Raw genomic sequence first — 20,014 nt, forward strand, 5'->3', positions numbered from 1 at the left:
CTCGTTTACCTAGCTATCGCTTCTGGTGAGCCCTCAAGAGTCTTGATAATTTAGGTATTCCACACACAGGTCATAAAACGCTTGCGCTTGAGGCGAAATGGTTCGCTCCGCTAAACGAAATATACCTATCTGCCGTTCAAGAGGCGGATCAATCAGTGGAATCCAAACCAATCGGGTCTCATTCGTTGGGAACGCTAACTTAGGCAAGGTGGTAACACCAATACCCAGTTCTAATACCGAGAATAAAGACGTGATATTCTCGACAGAGTACAAGGCTTGCTCACTCAAAGCGCGTGCCGGGGTTGCATCCAGCAGTGTGCAAGTTCCATTACGAATAAATGGCTGCTTCAATAACGTTTGCCACTCAATACCGTTGGGTTGCGATGCGATAGGGTTATCTTTCAAACAGACCACGCCTATTTGATCCGATATTAAGGGGGTAAAATCAATCGTATCTTGTTCTAAATTGGAGCTATTTCCTAACGCCAGATCCACTTCCCCTGAAAGCAATCTAGCTTCAACCCCAGCAGCATTATCATCGATTAAGCTCACTTCGACCTGCGGATACTTTTCACAAAATGCGCCTAATACGCTAGGGATTAATTTCGCGGCGACCGATGGAACACTGGCAATTCTCACCCTGCCTTGTTGCCCAGCCGCCGCCGCTCGGAGATCGTTATCTAGCGCTTTATAGACATTTAAGAATTTATGTACTTTTGGCAAACATATTTCACCAAAGGGCGTGAGTGTTGATTTGTTGCCCGATTCAAACAAAGGCTGCCCTAGAATTCTTTCCAGTTCTTTGATCGATGTTGATAGTGCAGCCTGTGAACGATTAGCCCGGTGGGAGGCGGCCCGAAATCCCCCTTCTTCGACCACCATCACAAAGTGATTCAATTGCTGAAGCTTAATCTGCATATGCTCTATCCCTTGCCAGCCCTTTATTTACCTTACTTAACGCAAGGTGATAAGTTTTTATTATCAAATGTAAAATATTTACCGTTAGATTTATCATATATCAGAAGGCACTATTTAACCATCTCGAAACATTGCTGTTACATGGTTGGATATGAACGTGGACATTCAAACAAAAAAACACCCAGTTAAGACTGAACTTTTCGCCTCAAAAGCACCGCTTGAATGGGCTATTGTCAATAATGGTACGCTTTATACCGCTCAAATTCCGATTGATACGACGGGCGCCGTCGTTGAAGGGGGGATTGAGGCTCAAACTCGTCAAACCTTTGCCAACCTCGCCCATACATTAGAGTGCGCAGGAGAATCTCTCGATTCCGTACTGCAAGTCTTGATTTACGTAACCGACCGAGAATATTTAAAAGCCGTCAATGCCGTTTACGCCGAACATTTCAACGCCCCCTACCCTAACCGAGCCGCCGTTGTCGTTGCCGGATTAGCGCGCGAAGAGATGTTGGTTGAATTCGTTGTCTATGCGGCCGTATCAGAACCGCAGACATAAGCATGCCGCTGACTGACGGCTAACCGTGTTAATTATTGAGTTACTTTTTACTTTTACCGACGTTGCCAGACTCACATGCAACCACATCATGACAAGGACACCATCATGACTATCGCTACCCTTCCTACTGAAAATGCACTTTATATTGCTGGAGAATGGCAATCTGGAATCAATACCATTGCCAACATCAACCCCTCAGATATCAGTGAAAACTTGGGGCAGTTCGCTCAAGCCAGCGAAGCGCAAGTTGAGCAGGCCATCTCGGCGGCTAAGCACGCGCAACCAGAATGGGAGAAAACCCCTATAGAACGCAAGCAAGCGGTATTGCAAGCCATTGGTGATGAACTCATTGCCCGCTGCGATGAACTCGGCACGCTGCTTTCTAAAGAAGAAGGCAAACCGTTTATGGAAGGTCGCGGTGAGATTTATCGCGCGGGTCAATTCTTCCAATATTTTGCAGCAGAAGTACTAAGACAAATCGGTGACAGTGCCGACTCTGTTCGCCCTGGCGTCTCCGTTGAAGTGACTCGAGAAGCTGTGGGTGTCATTGCGATCATCTCACCTTGGAACTTCCCAACCGCAACGGCCGCATGGAAAATCGCCCCAGCGCTGGCATTCGGTAACAGTGTTATTTGGAAACCCGCTAACCTCACGCCAGCCAGTGCCGTGGCGTTAACCGAAATCATTCATCGCCAAGGCATTCCCGCAGGGACGTTCAACCTTGTCCTTGGCAGTGGCAGCAAGGTAGGTAACACCTTAATTAACTCATCCGATATCAATGGTGTCAGCTTTACTGGTTCCGTAGAAACAGGTCGTAAGGTTGCGGCGGCGACGGCCCCTAATTTTGTTCGTTGCCAATTAGAAATGGGCAGTAAGAACGCCTTAGTCATCGCCGACGACGCCGATATCCAAATTGCTGTCGAAGCAACCATCGCAGGTTCGTTTTCTGGTGCGGGACAAAAGTGTACCGCGTCCTCACGCCTTGTGGTGATGGACGGTATTCACGATGCTTACGTCGAAGCACTCATTAAGCGAATGAGCGAACTTAAAGTCGGTCACGCACTTGAAGAAGGAGTGTTCATGGGGCCAGTTGTCGATGGCAATCAACTGGACGCCAATTTCGCATGGATAGACAAAGCACGCGAATGTGGCGCAGAGCTCGCGTTTGGTGGAGAAAAGCTCAACCTTAAACATGATGGGCACTACATGTCACCTACCCTCTTTCTAAACACGAAAAACCACTGGGATGTAAACCAAGAAGAAGTCTTCGCACCAATGGCCAGCGTGATTCGCGTTGCTGATCTTGATGAAGCCATCGCAACCACAAACGACACGCGTTTCGGACTCACTGGCGGCATCATCACGCAGAGTCTACGTAGCAGCGCACTATTCAAACAACAAGCACAAACCGGTTGTGTCATGGTCAACTTGCCAACGGCGGGAACGGACTATCACGTACCGTTCGGGGGACGTAAAGAATCCAGCTTTGGACCTCGTGAACAGGGCCAGTACGCGAAAGAGTTTTATACCGTCGTTAAAACCGCATACCAACGTCCTTACTAAGACGCGTGCGTGGAGCTTTGCTATGCAAGGCCAAAGCAAAGCTCCCACTTCAATCGAAAACCCGATACGAACCCGTAAGCGTGAGGAATGGCTATGTACCAACAACGGATTGTTATAGATGGATTGCAGTACTGCAATTGGGACCGAGAATATTTTCAAACCCTAAAACGCAGTGGCATCACTGCCGTACATGCCACCATGGTTTATCACGAGAATGCCAGAGAAACACTCACTCGCTTCGCCGAGTGGAACTTAAGGTTTGAGCAAAATGCTGACCTCATTATGCCAGTACACTCAATGGCCGACGTTGAAACAGCGAAAGCTCAAGGGAAAGTGGGTGTCTTCTTTGGCGCGCAAAACTGTTCGCCCATTGAAGATGAAATTGGTCTCATTGAGGTCATGCGTCAGCAAGGGTTGCTGATCATGCAGCTCACCTACAACAATCAAAGTCTATTAGCCACGGGATGCTATGAAAGCCACGACAGCGGTGTCACACGATTCGGCAAGCAAGCCATCGAAGAAATGAACCGAGTTGGCATGATCGTGGATATGTCACACAGCGCCGAGCGCTCAACGCTTGAGGCGATTGACTTATCTTCACGCCCCATTTGCATCAGCCATGCTAACCCAAGCTTTGCGTTTGACGCACTACGTAATAAATCCAACAACGTGATCAAAGCGCTCACCGCTCGAGGCGGATTAATTGGGTTTAGTTTATACCCCTTTCATTTGCCAAATGGCAGCCAATGCTCCTTGGAAGATTTCTGCCAAATGGTGGCAAAAACCGCCGATATGGTGGGGGTCGAGCACTTAGGTATTGGTAGCGATCTATGCCTAAACCAACCTCAAGAGGTTCTAGAGTGGATGCGCAACGGGCGTTGGTCTAAAGCCATGGATTATGGGGAAGGATCAGCCAGTAACGCTGGATGGCCCGATGCGCTGCCATGGTTTTGCGGTAGCGCTGGAATGGAAAACATTTACAACGGATTAATGCGCCATGGATTCAGCGAATCCGAGGCAGGAAAAATACTGGGCGAGAACTGGTTTACCTTCTTACAACAAGGATTAGAGCCTATTTCGTAAAGTCGTAGCCCAAACATGGAACAGCCTGCTTAATAGCAAAAATAACAAAGTAGGTGTTAACTCAATCCTTTGTCGTGAACCCGAAATTCACGCAAAGAAACCTCTGGAGTCAGAGCATGTCAGATTTAACCAATAAAGTGAAAGCTACAAGTATCAAAGCTTCGAGAGTGCAGCCAGCGGAGATGACCGCTGCCTCCACTGGTGACAAACAAGCCAGTACTGATAACGCAAGTACATACGAAAACCTTGGATTAAGTAACCCTGCCTTTTGGTACAGCGGCGGCTTTATCGGTCTTTTTGTTGCCATCGCTCTATACGATGCCAAATTACTCTCTAATCTCGTTAACACCGGCTTTGCTTGGTCAGTAAATGTCTTTGGCCCCTATTGGCAACTGCTGCTACTTCTGACTTTTCTTATTGGTCTTGCACTTGCAGCAGGGCGAACAGGCAAAGTCATTCTTGGCGGAGTAAACAAACCCGAAATGGACACCTTCCGCTGGGTAGCGATTATCTTCTGTACCCTTCTTGCCGGAGGCGGCGTATTTTGGGCAGCAGCAGAGCCTATCGCACACTATGTTAGCCCACCACCTTTATATGGCGCGCAAGAAAGCTCCTATCAAGGTGCGGTTAACGCCCTGTCTCAATCATTCATGCATTGGGGATTCCTTGCTTGGGCAATTGTGGGCAGCTTAACGTCCATAGTGGTGATGCACTTACACTACGACAAGGGATTGCCTCTTAAACCACGTATCTTACTCTACCCAGTGCTGGGAGAGCGTGCACTCAAAGGCCAAACAGGGGCCCTCATTGATGCCTGCTGTATCGTGGCGGTTGCCGCTGGAACCATTGGCCCTATCGGCTTTCTCGGCTTACAAATAAGTTATGCGCTTAATGCGTTGTTCGATATTCCAGATGGTTTCACTACGCAACTTATCATCGTAAGTTTTGCCATTGTGCTCTATACCTTGTCAGCGCTCAGCGGATTGAATCGTGGTATGCAGATGCTGAGTCGTTATAACGTGATCTTAGCGGTCGCGCTGATGATTTACATCCTAATGTTCGGGCCAACCAATTTTATCGTAAATGGCTATATTCAAGGTGTAGGAAGCATGCTCAATAACTTCCTTCCTATGGCGACCTATCGTGGTGATGAAGGCTGGTTAAGTTGGTGGACCGTGTTTTTCTGGGGCTGGTTCTTAGGCTACGGCCCGATGATGGCAATTTTCATCGCTCGTATTTCCAAAGGTCGCAGCATTCGTCAATTGGTCTCTATCATCAGCCTCGTTGCTCCTCTCGTGACGTGTTTTTGGTTCACCATTGTCGGCGGTTCGGGCTTAGCGTTTGAAATCGCCGATCCTGGTAGCGTGAGTAAAGCATTTGAAGGCTTTAATTTACCTGGCGCGCTACTGGCAATGACTCAGCAGCTGCCGTTTCCAATGCTAACGTCCATTCTATTTTTGATTCTCACCACTATCTTCATTGTCACGACCGGCGACTCGATGACTTACACCATTAGTGTCGTCATTAGTGGTGAAACCGAACCCAATGCGATTATTCGCACCTTTTGGGGGGTAATGATGGGGGTAACAGCATTAATCCTGATTTCCCTTGGTTCCGGCGGCATCTCCGCGTTGCAATCATTCATTGTTATTACCGCGGTGCCCGTTTCACTCATCTTGCTGCCATCACTGTGGAACGCTCCTCAAATCGCAATGAAGCTAGCAAAAGAGCAAGGGCTATAACTTGCAGGGCAGCAAAAACGCTGCCGCTGTGAATGCCATAAATGAAAGACATTCGTCAAACAGGTGAAGATACACCTGAAGACGGCAGGCATAGCGGAGCGAGTCATCTCGCTCCGACTAGAACATCAACAAACTATAATTAAAATGGTGGTGAGCAACATGGATGCACATCCTACGACTTACACGACTACCCAACCTACACTACGCTCTGCTGACATCGTCATGGCACCGGAAAGATTAGGCGCAATGCATCAAAACCGAATCAGTTTTGTTCGCTCGATCATTCGCAAAATGGCCAAACAACATTGGCGAGTATCCAAAGCCGACTGGCAACTTTCGCCACAAGGGTTTGGTCATGTTACCTATAAATTAACCACCCCAAACCATCACTACCACTTGGTGGTATTTTGCGATGACATTGCGGACGAAGATCGTAATGATCGTGTGATTGCTGAGCGCTGGGATGTCACCTTTGCTTTAGTGGACGGTGATGTCAACGTCGCGCTCCTAGAGCAACTTAGAGCGAATGTTCCATTGCAAGAAGCGGGTCGAAACCCCAATAACGTCTTAGTGCTTGCACGGGCGAACAAAAGCGTGAGAGTGTTCGAACACATCGTTCGCTACCTGGCTAAAGGCGAACAGCCGAATCCGAAAGAGTTGGCAGAAGTCGGTTATATTCTCAGAACCACTGCTGTTTACGGCAATGGTAAATTTGGCATCGCTGATTTTAAGCGCCTAGAAAATAACCCCGATTTTAATCAATCATTTAGCGCTCAAATGTGTGCGGTTTATCTACTGCGTGAATTTAGCTTAGACTGGGTTCATTACCTTGCGGTTCAGCAAGGCGGTGAACACGCCACATCACTACATCCCTCTCTTCAACGTTACTTAGGCGTTGGCAATGCCACTGGTTTGGGCATGGCACCTTATCTTATTAATCATCCAACCATTGTTGATCAGTGGATGACCACGAGAGAACAAGCCCTATCAGCGGTACTGCAGCATCCAACCGATGATAAGCAATATTCTACGCTTCAAGCTCTGCTCAACAAAGCCACGTTGCATTTGCAACAAGTGATCACCATCAACGATCAGCAGCGCCAATTCAACGCTGACGCGATAGCTGACTTGAATCACTTAACACGTCAACTGCCTAGTTTGATGACGCAACACTCCTCGTGGCGCGATCTTATTCAAGATTGCGCCGACATGAGTCTAGAAGCACAAGAGATCCTTTTGTCGTGCTTGATGGAGGTCTACCCAGAATTGGTCGATACTTATCAAGAGAAGATGAACAGCGATGAAACCTTATTTTTGCCCAGTGGCAAAAAAGTTCATGATCTGCAGACGACCATAGAACGCGCCTACCAATGGGCTATCGATATCGATTTCAATCTAGCAGACAATCACTATTGGTTTTGGTATCGCTCGCAGGACAAAGAAGAGCCTAGACTTGGCGTTCGCGGAGTGGAGCTTGGTGAAGACAAAGCACTGCCGCTGGACGTAGCGCGCCAAGTTAACCGCCTTTATCAGACTCTACGTCAACACGAATCCGAGCTATCACTGGCTGAGTTTCTTGTGCAGCATCCACAGCATCGTGCAATTGCAAGGCGCGTTTGGACGCTCGGTCATAAACAAATGGGTGATATTCAAATGAATGTGTTACACAAAGACGCATTACCAATGCATCTACTACGCTGCAAACTGGCGGTCTTTGGCGCAACAAAATTTGACCCTCGCTCCGACCGTTGGGTTCGCGTTACCTTTTTCCAAGGCGCACCTCTGCTTGATGAAATTCACAATAATACCTTCCAAGATAATTGGATTTTTCCACTATTACCGAGCAGCGAATCATTACAAAGCAACGAACTGTCATCAGGAGGAAACGTATCATGCTAGTCTCTCACAATGAACTGGTTGCTGCGGTCAACAAGGCATTTCTTGGGATGCGTCGCTCATGCGGAGAAGCCGACGTTATTGCCAACATGGTTGCCGATCTACAAATGGTTGGACTGCACGGGGTGCGTCACTTTAATAACGCCAGTCGCTATATTAGTCATGACCAAGACCGCCCGGCTGATATTACGCTCACGCAGCCACAACGGATAAGCGTAAATCTTCACCGTTGCAGTTTAGCGTGCCACCTGCCAGTTATAATGGACTATGCCATTGAAAAAATGGTCGGCTCAAAGTCGATGACTATCGAACTGAATCATTGTCACAATCGCTGGCTAGCTTACAGTGAATTAGTCAAGCTAGCAGCAAAAGGTATAGCCTGTATGGCAAGGTGGACCAATGGCAGCAGTCCTAAACATACTATGTATATCCTAAATCGCGGTTGTGTGGCACCCGAGTTATTCTTATCAGATGCGCTAGACATTCAAGACACCAACAACCATAGCAACCATAGCATGATCATAGAGCTGTCCGTTCAAGACTTTGACGTAACAGCGCTTTCGCGTGATTACAGCCTGCATATCGATTCTAATGAACTGTCACAAGCGCAACAAAATGCGTGGCATAATGGTATTAGCGTTGACGACCAAGAGTGGGGACTGCTTAAACAAACGGCAACCGCAATACTGGTGGAAAACAGTGAACAGTCGGTGAAAGGGGCTGGAGAAGTGGCTTAGCTACCTGTTTAGTGATGGCCTTTGAGATTATGATCATTGGCATTACTGCCTTGAATCGCATAATTTCTAGTATGACTGTTCTGTAACATCAATTGATAGCGCTCGTGGTTCTGATAAGCTCCGATCCAAAGCGCTATTCACTTTATCAACCCTAATTTGAACGGTCTATCTTGATTGTGTTACGAGCATGAACCACAGCAACCCGTTGGGGTATCATGCTTGCCTTTACCCTCGGCATTATTCTTATCCGCCATCTTTTCCGATGAGCTAGGCTTCTTTTCTTGAGTCGCTTGGGCGTCTTTCTTTTGAAAAATTTTCTTAATTGATAATGTCATGTCTGATTCCAAATCTGTTGGCTAAATCTGTTGGCTAAATAGTAGTCGCACAATACCATAGTAAAATAGTCAACTATTGATCTCGCACATCTTTTCTGTGCTTAACCTCAAACAGTCTATACATGCATACCAACAACACTCATGAGTTGGCCGATGAAAAACGCGGCATCGCGACTCGATCAAATAACACACAAAAAAGCCCGCTCACTTATGAACGGGCTTAGCCTCTATTTATAGCCGTGCTCTTTGTGTATGAATACTCACGAACTCGGCTATTATTGTCAGCCAGTCACTATAGAAGCTTACTTGTCATCTAACTTAACAAACATCGAGGTTAGGACAAAGGAGAGAGCAAACACGCCGCAAACACCCAGCACCGCTTGAATAAAGTTTTGTGTACCACCCGATAGATACGCTGGCAAACTAAACACTGAAGACAAAATATAGCTAGTAAGATGCGTATCAATAGTCACAGAAATGGCACCAAAGATACCGGCCGCTAAGCTCGCTGTCAGCATCGCTTTGGTATACTTCGTTAACACACCAAATAACGCAGGCTCTGTAATACCAAGAATTGCCGTAATGCCAGAACTCACTGTAATTGATGACTCTTCCTTAGACACGGTCTTACGTTGCTTGTGCCAAATCGCCATGGTCGCCCCTGCAATCGCCAGATTGCCTAAACACATGATTGGCATTAGCAAATCTTTATTATACAGCGCAAAGTTGTTCAAGCTGATCGGCGTCATGCTGTGATGAATACCAAACACAATTGTAATTGGGCGAGTAATACCAAATACAAAGCCAGTTAACGTTGGGGAGATTTCCAATAGTGAACCCACTACCCAACCCGCACCATTACTTAACCAAATACCTAAAGGTCCGACAGCAGATAGAGTAATCGTCGACGTAATCGCAAACGCAAACAACGGCGTAAACACTGGTTTTGCCACAGATGGGATCAATCTATCGACTAATGGCGTCACTTTAGACAGCAACCAAACAGCAAGTATCGCAGGAACGATAGCACCGCCATAATTGAGCAGTTCAACAGGGATAACTCCCATAACTTTTAGCTCAGCAAGCTCTCCAATGCCGTTTAACGCCGCTGCCTTATCTGCTAATTTTGGTGACAGCATCGCCGCTGCCACTGCCAACGCAATGTATTCGTTGACTCGAAACATCTTCGCAGCAGAAAATGACACCAGCATCGGTAAGAAGAAGAATACCGCGACTGAGATAGAGCGGAAAAAGAATACGGTATCTGAATCTTCGGAAATAACATTGGTCGCAATCAGTCCCGATAGTAGACCCATCAACATGCCTGCACCTGCAATCGCCGGGACGACGGGGCCAAAAATACCCGCTACGATGCGCATCGCACCTTGGAACAATTTGCCTTTACTTGCCGTTTCTATCGCTTCTATGGAATCATCGTCAGATGCTGTGTTAGCAGGCAGTGATTTAAACCACTGCTCTACTTCAACGCCAACAATGACTTGAGTCTGTCCTTCCTGAAAAACCACGCCTTTTATACCATGAATACTCTTTATCACTTCGCCATCGGCAAGCGACTCATTTTTCAATTTGAATCGCAGACGCGTCATACAATGCGTCGAGTCTGCAATATTGTTAATGCCCCCAAGAGCATCAACCAACAGGCCTATTTTTTCTTTTATATTCATATTTTTAGATGAGGCTATCTTTGCTGGATCCAATGCATCCATAGGTTCATTCGCTTGCATATATCGTCCGAATTATTATTTTATGATGAATTTGTCTGTTTGTATAATACGGAGACGGCCTATAAATCCAACTCGAAAAAGTGAGAAAGCAATCACACTTCAACATCGAATTTAGCACATTTCATGATATTTCCAGAATTGGTCTGTTTTTCATTAACTATTACCACTAATAATGAACCAATAAAAAATAGGCTATTTTTTACTTGATCAAACCTGTTTTTAGCGGTTAGATAATAGCAGTTAATTTATATAGGCAGCATCATTGTGAAAGAAACCATTATATCTGGTATTGAATGTATTATTACCAAACCAGACAGGCATAATTTAGTCACTGTCATTGTTGAAACCAATGCTGGTGTCACTGGCTATGGCTGCGCGACGTTCCAACAACGCCCACTCGCGGTTAAAACGATGGTAGATGAATACTTAAAGCCTCTGCTTATTGGAAAAAACGCCAATAATATAGAAGATTTATGGCAAATGATGATGGTTAATGCTTATTGGCGTAATGGCCCAGTTATTAACAATGCTATTTCAGGCGTTGACATGGCACTTTGGGATATTAAGTCCAAACTTGCTAATATGCCTTTACACCAATTATTTGGTGGTAAGTCTCGTGATGCTATTCCTGTATATACTCATGCCACGAGTGATTCAATGGAAGGTATTTACAAACTCGTTGATGGTTTCCTTGAACAAGGCTATAAACATATTCGCTGCCAACTTGGGTTTTACGGTGGTGTGCCAGAAAATATCCATACAACAGAAAACCCAACTTCTGGATCCTATTACGACCAAGACCAGTATATGGATAACACGCTGACCATGTTTAAATCGCTTCGCGAGAAATATGGTAATGAATTCCACATTCTCCATGATGTGCATGAGCGCCTATTCCCTAATCAAGCGGTGCAATTTGCAAAAGATGTTGAGCAATACAAGCCATTCTTCATTGAAGATATCTTGCCGCCAAGTCAAACCGAGTGGTTAGATAATATAAGAAGCCAAACCTCGGTATCTCTTGGGCTGGGTGAGTTATTTAATAATCCCGAGGAATGGAAGTCTCTCATTATTAATCGTCGCATCGATTTTATCCGCTGCCATGTTTCACAAATTGGTGGTATCACACCGGCACTAAAGCTAGGGTACTTCTGTCAACACTTTGGTGTGCGTATCGCATGGCACTGCCCGCCTGATATGACACCGATTGGTGCCGCAGTAAATACTCACTTAAACGTTCATTTGCACAACGCCGCTATCCAAGAGCATGTTGAATATAAAGAGAATACCCATGCGGTGTTCCCAAATGCACAAGAACCCAAGAATGGGTATCTTTATGCCTCTGAAGTCCCTGGTATTGGTGTTGAGATGAACCGCCAAGCTGCTACTGACTATCCAGTGGAATATCGTCCGCATGAATGGACACAAAGCCGCTTACCTGATGGCAGTATTCATACACCTTAATGGGTGGGTACTATTCTAACCCATGAATAAAATAGCCGCTTTGCGGCTATTTTTTATCTCGATATTGAATGTTTTTACTATTAAATGGGGTGTGATACGTGCATTGATAGTTGATATCTATAATATCACTGACAATAAACACTTCACCATTCGAGAGAAAACCACGGTTGGTAATATTCATTGCCGCTGCACCACGCTTACAATCTAGCAGTTGTGCTTCTTCTTTTGAGGTATTTACGGCGCGGTAGGTTGTGAGATATTGTTCAATATCTAAACCTATGTCGAGTGCGTGCTTTTGCAAAGAGTTTTCTATAATCGTATCATTCATTTTTGGAAATAGTTTTACTGGCATTCTCGCTTCTTCTACTTGAATGACTTTTCCATCAATGAGCCTTAAGCGCTTTACATTCCATATATAATCGTCATCGTCCAAAAGAAACACACGTTTCTCATTTGAATCCATCACTCTTTTGTTCAATGTCAGCTTACTATACGACATACTCTTGAAACTATTTTCAGTAATAGAGTTATACACAAGAGGGTTATTATTAATGTCTCCATTAATAAATATACCAGAACCAGACTTCACGGTAACAATACCGATAGATTCTAATTTCTCTAGTGCTTTCCTTATGGTAAACCTGGATACCTCATAACTTTCTGCAAGCTCTCTTTCTGAAGGCAATTTCATCGTAATAACATTCTGACAGATCTTACTGATAACGTCTTGAACGATAAACTCATATTTTTTCATCGGATTATGAAAACCTAGTAATTAGAGGGGCTAAAAGAGTGTGAATACAACATTGCACATAAACTATCGACTATCGACTATCGACTATCGACTATCGATGCTAGCTTTTGAAAATACTTTACCTAACTCCATAATTTTAGGCGACTATTCCCTTGAGATCCATCTTTATTAAAAAGTTCTCTCTCGTCCTCTCGCTATCAAAAACACCACTCCCGAAAGGCCGTCTCTATCGTGAAGCCCCCCACTGAACAGCAAAGATTGCACGATGACTAAGCTAACGCGTGCAAAACCACTTAACATACCTTACAATCACGCAAAACCACTTAAGTAAATCCCATTACGTTAACAAACACAATCATGTTAACTGCCTCATATGGCACGGTTTGAACATGAGTCTACCGATAACGATGACGCAAAACGCTATGACACAACAAGCTATGACACAACAAGCTATGACCCAAGATGAACGATTACTAGCAATGCAAACCTTGCTCAATCAAAAAGGCAAAATTACCCTTAATGATCTCTGCGAGCAATTTGCGATCTCCCGGGATTCAGCTCGACGTGACCTCGTCAAGCTTGCTCAACAACCCGGTATACAACGCATTCGTGGTGGTGCGATAATTTCTCCGGTCACTCCATATGCAATAGCCTATCAGCAAAAAACCATCAGTCAGGCAAAAGTGGACATCGGCCAACTCGCCGCCAGCCTAGTTGAAGCGAATGACTATGTACTGCTTGATACGGGAACGACATTAACTGCAATGGCAACGTACCTACGCGCCCCGCTTACTGTCGTCACCAATTCGGTCGATTGTTTATCAACACTCACTCGTGGCGCAGACTCAATACACAATGCAGAACAAAAGATTGGGGTTCATATTTTGGGTGGGGAGTTTGACGTGTTTCATCGTGCCATTCTTGGCAGTAATGCGATTAAGCAATTAGAAAGCTACCGAATTAACAAAGCATTCATAGGGGTTTGCGCCTTATCAGAGCATGGGGTTTCCACCAGCAGCGAAGCCGAAGCCTCGATGAAGCAAGCCATGATCGCACAAGCGGAAACGACCATTTTAGTTTGTGATAGCAGCAAATTTGGCCAGCAACACTTTTTCCAAGTCTGCAGCTTTGAGCACGTTGATGTGATCGTTTCCGATCAAGCCCCGCCCGCTAACATTGCCAGTCAGCTTGCCAAGCACGATATCGACATCATTCTTACGACCCCTTCGACGAAGAGTTAAACACTATGGATTTTACCCCTATCAAAACCGCCGTCATTGGTTACGGATTTTCAGCAAAAACTTTCCACATCCCATTTATCAGCAGCATGGCTGAATTTGATCTGTGTGCGATTAGCAGCAGCCAAGCGGAGTCCGTTACACATGATTGGCCGACCGTGGCGCATTATCACACCGCCGATGAGCTGCTCAATAACAGCGATGCTGAGTTGGTGATTATCACCGCACCCAATGACGTGCACTTTTCATTGGCGAAAAAAGCCCTAGAAAATAACAAGCACGTCATCATCGAAAAACCATTTGTGACTCAGGTAGAAGATGGCGAGACTCTCGTTGCACTAGCCGAGAAACAACAACGTGTACTCAGTGTTTATCATAACCGCCGTTGGGATGGTGATTTCCTTACCGTCAAAAAGCTCATCGAAGAAGGTAAGATTGGCGACATTAAACACTTCGAATCTCACTTCGACCGTTTTCGTCCAGAGGTTCGTCAACGCTGGCGTGAACAGACCACAAATGGTGGCGGCATTCTGTTCGATTTAGGTTCACACCTTATTGATCAATCTTTAGATCTTTTTGGTTTACCGGACGCGATTACCGCCCAATGCTTGATGCTAAGAGAAGGCTCCTCGAATGTGGATTACTTCAATGTCACACTGCATTATCCTAACCACGTCGTGCTGTTACACGGCGATCTCTTTAGCGCTGCGCCAAATCATCGCTTTAGCGTCAAAGGTACGAAAGGTAGTTATGAAAAATTCGGCCTCGATCCCCAAGAAGAAAGATTGATCGCGGGTGTTTCGCCATCAGAGCCAAATTGGACAGAAGAAGCAGTGGAGCATCACGGTAATTTGTATCACGCAGATTCCATCAACAAAGTGGTTACTGAGCCAGGCAATTACCAACACTATTTTGCAACTATGGCAGAGGCGGTACGCAATAACGGTCGCCCACCTGTTGAAGCGAACGACGCGATTTGGACCATAAAAATTATTGAACTGGCGATGGAAAGCAGCCGACTTGGTAAGACCTTAACCGTTGAAAAATAGTGGTTAAAAAGTAGCTATGAAAATGGTTCGGAACAGTAACGCTCTGTTTCGATACCAACGAGCACGGCTTTCCAACGCTAGTCAAAAAGTCGTGCTCTACAAAAGACATCAATTCGGTGAAGTGAGCCGAATGTAGTTTGCTAGGAGTGATTCTCTAGGAATAAACAATATCGCTCTCGATATAGTCTTCATCACTAAACCAAGTAACGGTGCCCACGTAGCCATTTTCATTCAGTTTGGTATCAATTTGCGCCGCAATTCGTGCGGTCATTTTGATCCAACCCTCTTCGTTTTCTAACCCTTCTAGCAATTCACCGGCGATAGCTTGCGCTGCCGCATCCAATTGCAAACTCATATAATGCATTCTTAGTTACCCGTTGATGACACGATTCATCGTCGCTACCGTACGACAATTCGTCTGTTGCTTATCGACGTTACGACAGCTGAGCGCGCATTATGCGGGGAAACGCGGAAAACTGTTAGTGAATTTGCTCACTTAACCGCACGCGTCGTCATCACTTAATGAAAACAATCACCACAAGCATTCTTGAAATCGAATCGGTGAAATGATGGGTTCTGTAATTCTCACAAGAATAGTTTATTTGTCGCACTGATTCAGAGGGTAGACATTAGCCTTCTGGCTTTATATCAACTCTCGAACTTTTCTTGTGCATCGTAACTAATTTGCTTCTCTACATTCTTTAGTTGGACCCCAGCCTGGCTGAACGCCTTTTGGATGGTTGCTGAGACATGCTGCTGGCCGTCTCCCATTAAAAAATTGGTTCTCTCTAGATTCGTTTCGAATACGCAGATGATTTTTAAGCTCTGTGGGAAGGACGAGAATTTAACCGTATGAGTCACCCAAACAAAACCGTCGTAGCCTTTAAGGGTATCTTCACAAACTTTGGTTAACACTTCTCTAATCAGATTATCGATCTTCTTATCGGATTTTCGCATCAAGAAAATTTCCTATTTGTAGTGGATGAGTCACTATGACTGCATACTTTGCGAGCCCAATATTAGAAAAAGTATGTCATACAACAGGCTTTACTATTCGATTATACCCGCACCAAGTTCATAAAGGCCCAGAAGTGCTTTAGCTTACCTCCCCCCATCCGACTTGATACCGTCAAAACGATCTATCTTTATTGTATCTGAACAAACTTTTTTACCTTCCGACACCTGTCATTGTACAAATTTGCGTCAACACCTAAAATTAGTCACCACAGGCACTGATTATTCCTCTATAATCAGCGACCGTATTTTTGGTCAGCCGCTGTTTGCTACTTTTTGTGTTGAAAAGCACCCGTAACAGCCACTGCTTTTAGGAACAAAGAATGTCATTTTTATCACAAGGTTTTTCAGCTGATATTGTGCGCGCACTAACTGAGTGTGGTTATGAAAAACTCACTCCCGTTCAACAACAGGCTATCCCACACGCTCGTCGTGGTGCTGATATCCTTGCACATGCACAGACTGGTACCGGTAAAACCGCTGCATTTTCTTTGCCTATTATTCAGCAAATGGTTGAAAATCCGCAATCACGCCGCCGCTCACAAGTCCGCGCACTAATTCTTGCGCCAACTCGCGAACTTGTTGACCAAATCGCACATAACATTGAGAACTACACGAAGTACGTTGATATCTCTGTCGCGGCAGTTTTTGGTGGGGCTAAAATGTCCTCTCAAGAACGTAAACTTAACGCAGGCGTAGACGTCCTTGTAGCAACACCGGGCCGCTTAATCGAGCACCTTGAGCTTGGTAACATTAGTTTTGCTAGTCTCGAGTTTTTGGTTTTTGATGAAGCCGACCGCATGCTAGATATGGGCTTTATTAGTGCCATTCGTACCATCATGAATGGTATCGCTCAGCACCCACAAACCATGCTTTTCTCTGCAACGTCATCGCCACAAATGAACGCATTGGCGCAAGATTTATTACGTAAACCAAAGCGTATTATTGTTAATGCTGAAAACTCAACAGCAGACACGGTTGCGCACGTTGTTTACCCAGTCGATGAAGACCGTAAGCGCGAGCTGCTGTCTGAATTAATTGGCAGAAAAAACTGGCAGCAAGTCCTGGTCTTTGTTAACTACAAAGAAACCGCTAATGAAGTGGTAAAAGAGCTTAAGCTAGATGGCATCAACGCGGTACTTTGCCATGGCGATAAAGCACAGAGTGCCCGTCGACGTGCGCTAGACGAATTTAAGTCTGGTAAAGCCCGCGTAATGGTGGCAACCGAAGTTGCCGCGCGCGGTTTAGACATTCAAGGTTTACCACATGTGGTGAACTACGACATGCCATTCCTTGCAGAAGACTACGTACACCGCATCGGTCGTACGGGCCGTGCTGGACAACAAGGTCATGCGGTTTCATTTGTTAGCCGTGAAGAAGAACTCACTCTTGTTCAAGTTGAAAAGTTGATTCAACAACGAATCAAACGTGTTCAACTGGCGGGTTATGAACCAGCCAGTCGTGATGCGCTTTTAACTAAGATGCAAAGCAAACCCGCCTATAAAGATCGCCAAAGCCGTACCAATAATTCAGACGAGCAAAGCTCAGCCGAACGTCGTCTTCGCTTTGCTCGTGCAATTAAAAACAAATCAAACAAAACCACCCGCTTGAAAGGGTAATAACAGAGTAAGGCGCACGCTTATTACTTAGGCAAACGCCTTAATTTGCATTAACGGCCTAGCAAACATTGCTAGGCCGTTTTTTTAGTGATATACCGTCAAAATCAGTAACACGCCTATAACTCCAATCACTCAATCCTATTCAACGTCTTCATGTAATCAGCAGGCGTCACACCAAACTTACCTTTAAAGCGCTGGCTAAAGCGGCCCGCCGATTGATAGCCACACTGTTGCGCTAAACTAAGGACATTATCATGACCATTTTGCATCAGATGCAATGCATGACTAAGCCGCACTTCCGCTAATACTTCACGATACTGAGTACCTTCTTGTTTGAGCTTACGAATCAGTGTTGCTCGACTCATCGCAAATCGCTCTGCGACCGTTTCCAGTGCATGCTCCTTGCCCGGAGCATAAGCCAAGTAATAACTTAGTTTCCGACTAAACACGCTAGAATTACGAAATAGTTGATGCAATGCCCCTTTCTCAGCCAATTGTTGAAACAACCCCATCACCCAAAACGTCTGTGTAGCTTGGCTCATGGTATTCAAATCGAATGAAAACAACGCATTAAGTGTGTCGTGCAAGGCGCTATCCATCATTAACGCCGGACCCTCTTGCCTGCTGGCTCGTTGAGTACTCAGTTCCAGCATCGTATTTGGAGGCTGGCAATAAAAGCTAAACATCCTCGATAAAAAACGCCCTTTTTGAGGAAGGTTCTCAAAGCACATTGACGCCGACGCCTCACATAACAACACTTGAGATGGCAAAATATCCTCAGTAGCGTCTTTCCAAAACAAGCGCTTACTACCCGTAATGATCTGAATAATACTCGGGGAATGAATCCGCACATTACGTAATTGTTGTGGCTGTTCAGCGCGAAAGAACGACACTTGATATTGATTGCTCATCCATTCCCCTCCATTGTTCTATCATTGGGCATACACAGTTATCTGCTCTGCTATACGCGTTATCTAGTATACGTCGCCGTTAATGTCGCTTTATCAAGTGCCATACTATTCAAAGTAAAGCCCACTACTGCCGCTGGTGTATTTTCTTGTAAATTTAATTTGTCCGTTGGCAGTGCCCAAACAGTAAATTGATAGCGGTGCATACCATCATTTTCAGGAGGACATACCCCACCAAAACCTACGGTGCCATAGTCAATGCGTGACTCCATACCGCCTAGCTTCTTTATATCTACGCCGCGAGGCAGCTCGTTAACCGTGGCTGGAATATCAAACGCGATCCAGTGCCAAAAACCACTTCCCGTCGGTGCATCTGGGTCGTAAGCGGTGATAGCAAAGCTCTTGGTTCCTGCTGGTGCATCTTTCCACATCAACTGTGGCGACAAATTGCCACCATCACACCCCCAGCTAGAATATTCGAACGTTTTCGCCATAGGGTGACCTTCTTGAATATCATTACTTGTGATCTCCAATGCCTGAGCAGATCCAACCGCTAAAAAACTTAATGCAATAATCGACTTAGTGATTGCTTTCATAATACGTTCCTACTTGTTGAGTTCGATATGTTGAGTTCGAGTGGTTAAGCTCGAGATAAGTATAACCGCTGTCAAAAAGAACATAGCAACAGTAAGTATCAAATTAATCTAAATAACAGCCAACAATGAAACTTATAGAAGGTTTATGGTTCTGCTTTTTCAATCAAGCAACCGAACGATTGCAATAAATCCAGACAATGTTTATTTCAATGCTGGTAAATTCACCCATAGTGCTTAAAATGCGGGTTCAATTGAATAGCCAACTAGAGCACCTTATCTATGCTTCGTGATTACACCTTTAATTGCCTTGTCACCATGCCACGCCACGAACTAGAAGAGTTCAGTATGCGAATGATCAGTAAGATGGTGCCAGAAGAAGTCATGAGTGAGCTGTTCACTTTTGAACATGAAGAAGTCGACAGTGAAGAACGTATGATGTCGGCACGGTTGGATGCAACGCTACGTATGACTGCTATTGCGTTATGTGAGATCCAGCAAGCCTTTGATGATTCTGACAATGCTAAACAAAATAGTGAGCGAATGACGCGCTTGGTGCTTTGGCACTTTTATGCCATCTCATTTAACTTGGAACAAGCCATTACACTGGAAACGCATTGTGAGCACGTTGAAACGCTGCTTATCAATCCACCAACAGAAGCCTTTGGTTGGGTAAAAATCCTCACAGAGCTACTACACACCTACGCCAGTATTAATGCCAAGCAAAATCCGTCAGCATAAACACACTTTTTGTATTCTCGTCTATCGTTAATGCCAAGCCATAGTTAACAGCGCAC

At 45.2% G+C, this 20,014-nt stretch carries 18 protein-coding genes and 1 pseudogene; 11 read left to right on the forward strand and 8 right to left on the reverse strand.

Going from position 1 to position 20,014, the window contains the following annotated elements; genetic code table 11:
- Positions 1-33: 33 nt before the first annotated feature.
- Positions 34-918 (reverse strand): LysR family transcriptional regulator, encoded by an 885-nt coding sequence (locus MD535_RS07370; RefSeq protein ID WP_265674234.1) that lies wholly within the window; start codon positions 916-918, stop codon positions 34-36.
- A gap of 157 nt (positions 919-1,075) precedes the next feature.
- On the opposite strand from MD535_RS07370, the gene MD535_RS07375 reads away from it, so the two are divergent.
- From MD535_RS07375 to MD535_RS07400, 6 genes and pseudogenes are all read left to right on the forward strand, one after another.
- Positions 1,076-1,477, forward strand: coding sequence for a RidA family protein (locus tag MD535_RS07375; protein ID WP_265674235.1), 402 nt, complete (start codon positions 1,076-1,078; stop codon positions 1,475-1,477).
- A 105-nt stretch (positions 1,478-1,582) separates the two neighbouring features.
- Positions 1,583-3,040, forward strand: a complete 1,458-nt coding sequence (locus tag MD535_RS07380; RefSeq protein ID WP_265674236.1) for an aldehyde dehydrogenase family protein — start codon at positions 1,583-1,585, stop codon at positions 3,038-3,040.
- A 93-nt stretch (positions 3,041-3,133) separates the two neighbouring features.
- Positions 3,134-4,123 carry a membrane dipeptidase gene (locus MD535_RS07385; RefSeq protein WP_265674237.1) on the forward strand — a complete coding sequence of 330 codons (990 nt, stop codon included), beginning with the start codon at positions 3,134-3,136 and terminating at the stop codon, positions 4,121-4,123.
- Between the two features lie 230 nt (positions 4,124-4,353).
- Positions 4,354-5,865, forward strand: a pseudogene (locus MD535_RS07390) (BCCT family transporter); the annotation flags it as partial.
- Between the two features lie 159 nt (positions 5,866-6,024).
- A complete protein-coding gene (locus MD535_RS07395; protein WP_265674239.1) occupies positions 6,025-7,764 on the forward strand; it encodes a hypothetical protein in 1,740 nt (579 codons plus the stop codon).
- The gene (locus MD535_RS07400) at positions 7,758-8,498 is read left to right on the forward strand and encodes a DUF3726 domain-containing protein (RefSeq protein ID WP_265674240.1); all 741 of its coding nucleotides are present in this window, start codon (positions 7,758-7,760) and stop codon (positions 8,496-8,498) included. The genes MD535_RS07395 and MD535_RS07400 overlap by 7 nt, the downstream gene beginning before the upstream one ends.
- 179 nt (positions 8,499-8,677) lie before the next feature.
- Here the strand turns inward: MD535_RS07400 and MD535_RS07405 are convergent, their stop codons facing one another.
- Positions 8,678-8,833, reverse strand: coding sequence for a CCGSCS motif protein (locus MD535_RS07405; protein ID WP_265674241.1), 156 nt, complete (start codon positions 8,831-8,833; stop codon positions 8,678-8,680).
- Positions 8,834-9,135: 302 nt separating this feature from the next.
- The gene (locus MD535_RS07410) at positions 9,136-10,578 is read right to left on the reverse strand and encodes a PTS transporter subunit EIIC (RefSeq protein WP_265674242.1); all 1,443 of its coding nucleotides are present in this window, start codon (positions 10,576-10,578) and stop codon (positions 9,136-9,138) included.
- 264 nt (positions 10,579-10,842) lie between these two features.
- Here MD535_RS07410 and MD535_RS07415 point away from each other — a divergent pair, with 264 nt between their 5' ends.
- Positions 10,843-12,042, forward strand: a complete 1,200-nt coding sequence (locus MD535_RS07415; protein ID WP_265674243.1) for an enolase C-terminal domain-like protein — start codon at positions 10,843-10,845, stop codon at positions 12,040-12,042.
- A gap of 46 nt (positions 12,043-12,088) precedes the next feature.
- Here MD535_RS07415 and MD535_RS07420 read toward each other — a convergent pair whose 3' ends face one another.
- Positions 12,089-12,796 carry a GntR family transcriptional regulator gene (locus tag MD535_RS07420; RefSeq protein WP_265674244.1) on the reverse strand — a complete coding sequence of 236 codons (708 nt, stop codon included), beginning with the start codon at positions 12,794-12,796 and terminating at the stop codon, positions 12,089-12,091.
- Between the two features lie 389 nt (positions 12,797-13,185).
- On the opposite strand from MD535_RS07420, the gene MD535_RS07425 reads away from it, so the two are divergent.
- Both MD535_RS07425 and MD535_RS07430 read left to right on the forward strand, forming a co-directional pair.
- The gene (locus tag MD535_RS07425; protein ID WP_265674245.1) at positions 13,186-14,037 is read left to right on the forward strand and encodes a DeoR/GlpR family DNA-binding transcription regulator; all 852 of its coding nucleotides are present in this window, start codon (positions 13,186-13,188) and stop codon (positions 14,035-14,037) included.
- 5 nt (positions 14,038-14,042) lie between these two features.
- The gene (locus tag MD535_RS07430; protein ID WP_265674246.1) at positions 14,043-15,083 is read left to right on the forward strand and encodes an oxidoreductase; all 1,041 of its coding nucleotides are present in this window, start codon (positions 14,043-14,045) and stop codon (positions 15,081-15,083) included.
- A gap of 154 nt (positions 15,084-15,237) precedes the next feature.
- Here MD535_RS07430 and MD535_RS07435 read toward each other — a convergent pair whose 3' ends face one another.
- The gene (locus MD535_RS07435) at positions 15,238-15,438 is read right to left on the reverse strand and encodes a hypothetical protein (RefSeq protein WP_265674247.1); all 201 of its coding nucleotides are present in this window, start codon (positions 15,436-15,438) and stop codon (positions 15,238-15,240) included.
- Between the two features lie 293 nt (positions 15,439-15,731).
- Positions 15,732-16,040, reverse strand: coding sequence for a Fis family transcriptional regulator (locus MD535_RS07440; protein WP_265674248.1), 309 nt, complete (start codon positions 16,038-16,040; stop codon positions 15,732-15,734).
- 380 nt (positions 16,041-16,420) lie between these two features.
- On the opposite strand from MD535_RS07440, the gene MD535_RS07445 reads away from it, so the two are divergent.
- Positions 16,421-17,716, forward strand: coding sequence for a DEAD/DEAH box helicase (locus tag MD535_RS07445; protein ID WP_265674249.1), 1,296 nt, complete (start codon positions 16,421-16,423; stop codon positions 17,714-17,716).
- A 128-nt stretch (positions 17,717-17,844) separates the two neighbouring features.
- On the opposite strand, the gene MD535_RS07450 is transcribed toward MD535_RS07445, so the two are convergent.
- Positions 17,845-18,627 carry a helix-turn-helix transcriptional regulator gene (locus MD535_RS07450; protein WP_265674250.1) on the reverse strand — a complete coding sequence of 261 codons (783 nt, stop codon included), beginning with the start codon at positions 18,625-18,627 and terminating at the stop codon, positions 17,845-17,847.
- Between the two features lie 59 nt (positions 18,628-18,686).
- The gene (locus MD535_RS07455; RefSeq protein ID WP_265674251.1) at positions 18,687-19,220 is read right to left on the reverse strand and encodes a YbhB/YbcL family Raf kinase inhibitor-like protein; all 534 of its coding nucleotides are present in this window, start codon (positions 19,218-19,220) and stop codon (positions 18,687-18,689) included.
- Between the two features lie 279 nt (positions 19,221-19,499).
- On the opposite strand from MD535_RS07455, the gene MD535_RS07460 reads away from it, so the two are divergent.
- On the forward strand, positions 19,500-19,958 hold the full coding sequence (locus tag MD535_RS07460) for an exoribonuclease R (RefSeq protein WP_265674252.1): 459 nt from the start codon (positions 19,500-19,502) through the stop codon (positions 19,956-19,958).
- Positions 19,959-20,014: the final 56 nt, after the last annotated feature.

Source organism: Vibrio qingdaonensis (genome assembly GCF_026191675.1).
Lineage (GTDB): Bacteria > Pseudomonadota > Gammaproteobacteria > Enterobacterales > Vibrionaceae > Vibrio > Vibrio qingdaonensis.

What these genes read in the sequence shown, in the direction of transcription:
- MD535_RS07370 (WP_265674234.1), bottom strand. Translation starts at nt 918, where the DNA reads ATGCAGATTAAGCTTCAGCAATTGAATCACTTTGTGATGGTGGTCGAA.
- MD535_RS07380 (WP_265674236.1), top strand. Translation starts at nt 1,583, where the DNA reads ATGACTATCGCTACCCTTCCTACTGAAAATGCACTTTATATTGCTGGA.
- MD535_RS07385 (WP_265674237.1), top strand. Translation starts at nt 3,134, where the DNA reads ATGTACCAACAACGGATTGTTATAGATGGATTGCAGTACTGCAATTGG.
- MD535_RS07395 (WP_265674239.1), top strand. Translation starts at nt 6,025, where the DNA reads ATGGATGCACATCCTACGACTTACACGACTACCCAACCTACACTACGC.
- MD535_RS07400 (WP_265674240.1), top strand. Translation starts at nt 7,758, where the DNA reads ATGCTAGTCTCTCACAATGAACTGGTTGCTGCGGTCAACAAGGCATTT.
- MD535_RS07405 (WP_265674241.1), bottom strand. Translation starts at nt 8,833, where the DNA reads ATGACATTATCAATTAAGAAAATTTTTCAAAAGAAAGACGCCCAAGCG.
- MD535_RS07410 (WP_265674242.1), bottom strand. Translation starts at nt 10,578, where the DNA reads ATGCAAGCGAATGAACCTATGGATGCATTGGATCCAGCAAAGATAGCC.
- MD535_RS07420 (WP_265674244.1), bottom strand. Translation starts at nt 12,796, where the DNA reads ATGAAAAAATATGAGTTTATCGTTCAAGACGTTATCAGTAAGATCTGT.
- MD535_RS07425 (WP_265674245.1), top strand. Translation starts at nt 13,186, where the DNA reads ATGAGTCTACCGATAACGATGACGCAAAACGCTATGACACAACAAGCT.
- MD535_RS07430 (WP_265674246.1), top strand. Translation starts at nt 14,043, where the DNA reads ATGGATTTTACCCCTATCAAAACCGCCGTCATTGGTTACGGATTTTCA.
- MD535_RS07435 (WP_265674247.1), bottom strand. Translation starts at nt 15,438, where the DNA reads ATGAGTTTGCAATTGGATGCGGCAGCGCAAGCTATCGCCGGTGAATTG.
- MD535_RS07440 (WP_265674248.1), bottom strand. Translation starts at nt 16,040, where the DNA reads ATGCGAAAATCCGATAAGAAGATCGATAATCTGATTAGAGAAGTGTTA.
- MD535_RS07445 (WP_265674249.1), top strand. Translation starts at nt 16,421, where the DNA reads ATGTCATTTTTATCACAAGGTTTTTCAGCTGATATTGTGCGCGCACTA.
- MD535_RS07450 (WP_265674250.1), bottom strand. Translation starts at nt 18,627, where the DNA reads ATGAGCAATCAATATCAAGTGTCGTTCTTTCGCGCTGAACAGCCACAA.
- MD535_RS07455 (WP_265674251.1), bottom strand. Translation starts at nt 19,220, where the DNA reads ATGAAAGCAATCACTAAGTCGATTATTGCATTAAGTTTTTTAGCGGTT.
- MD535_RS07460 (WP_265674252.1), top strand. Translation starts at nt 19,500, where the DNA reads ATGCTTCGTGATTACACCTTTAATTGCCTTGTCACCATGCCACGCCAC.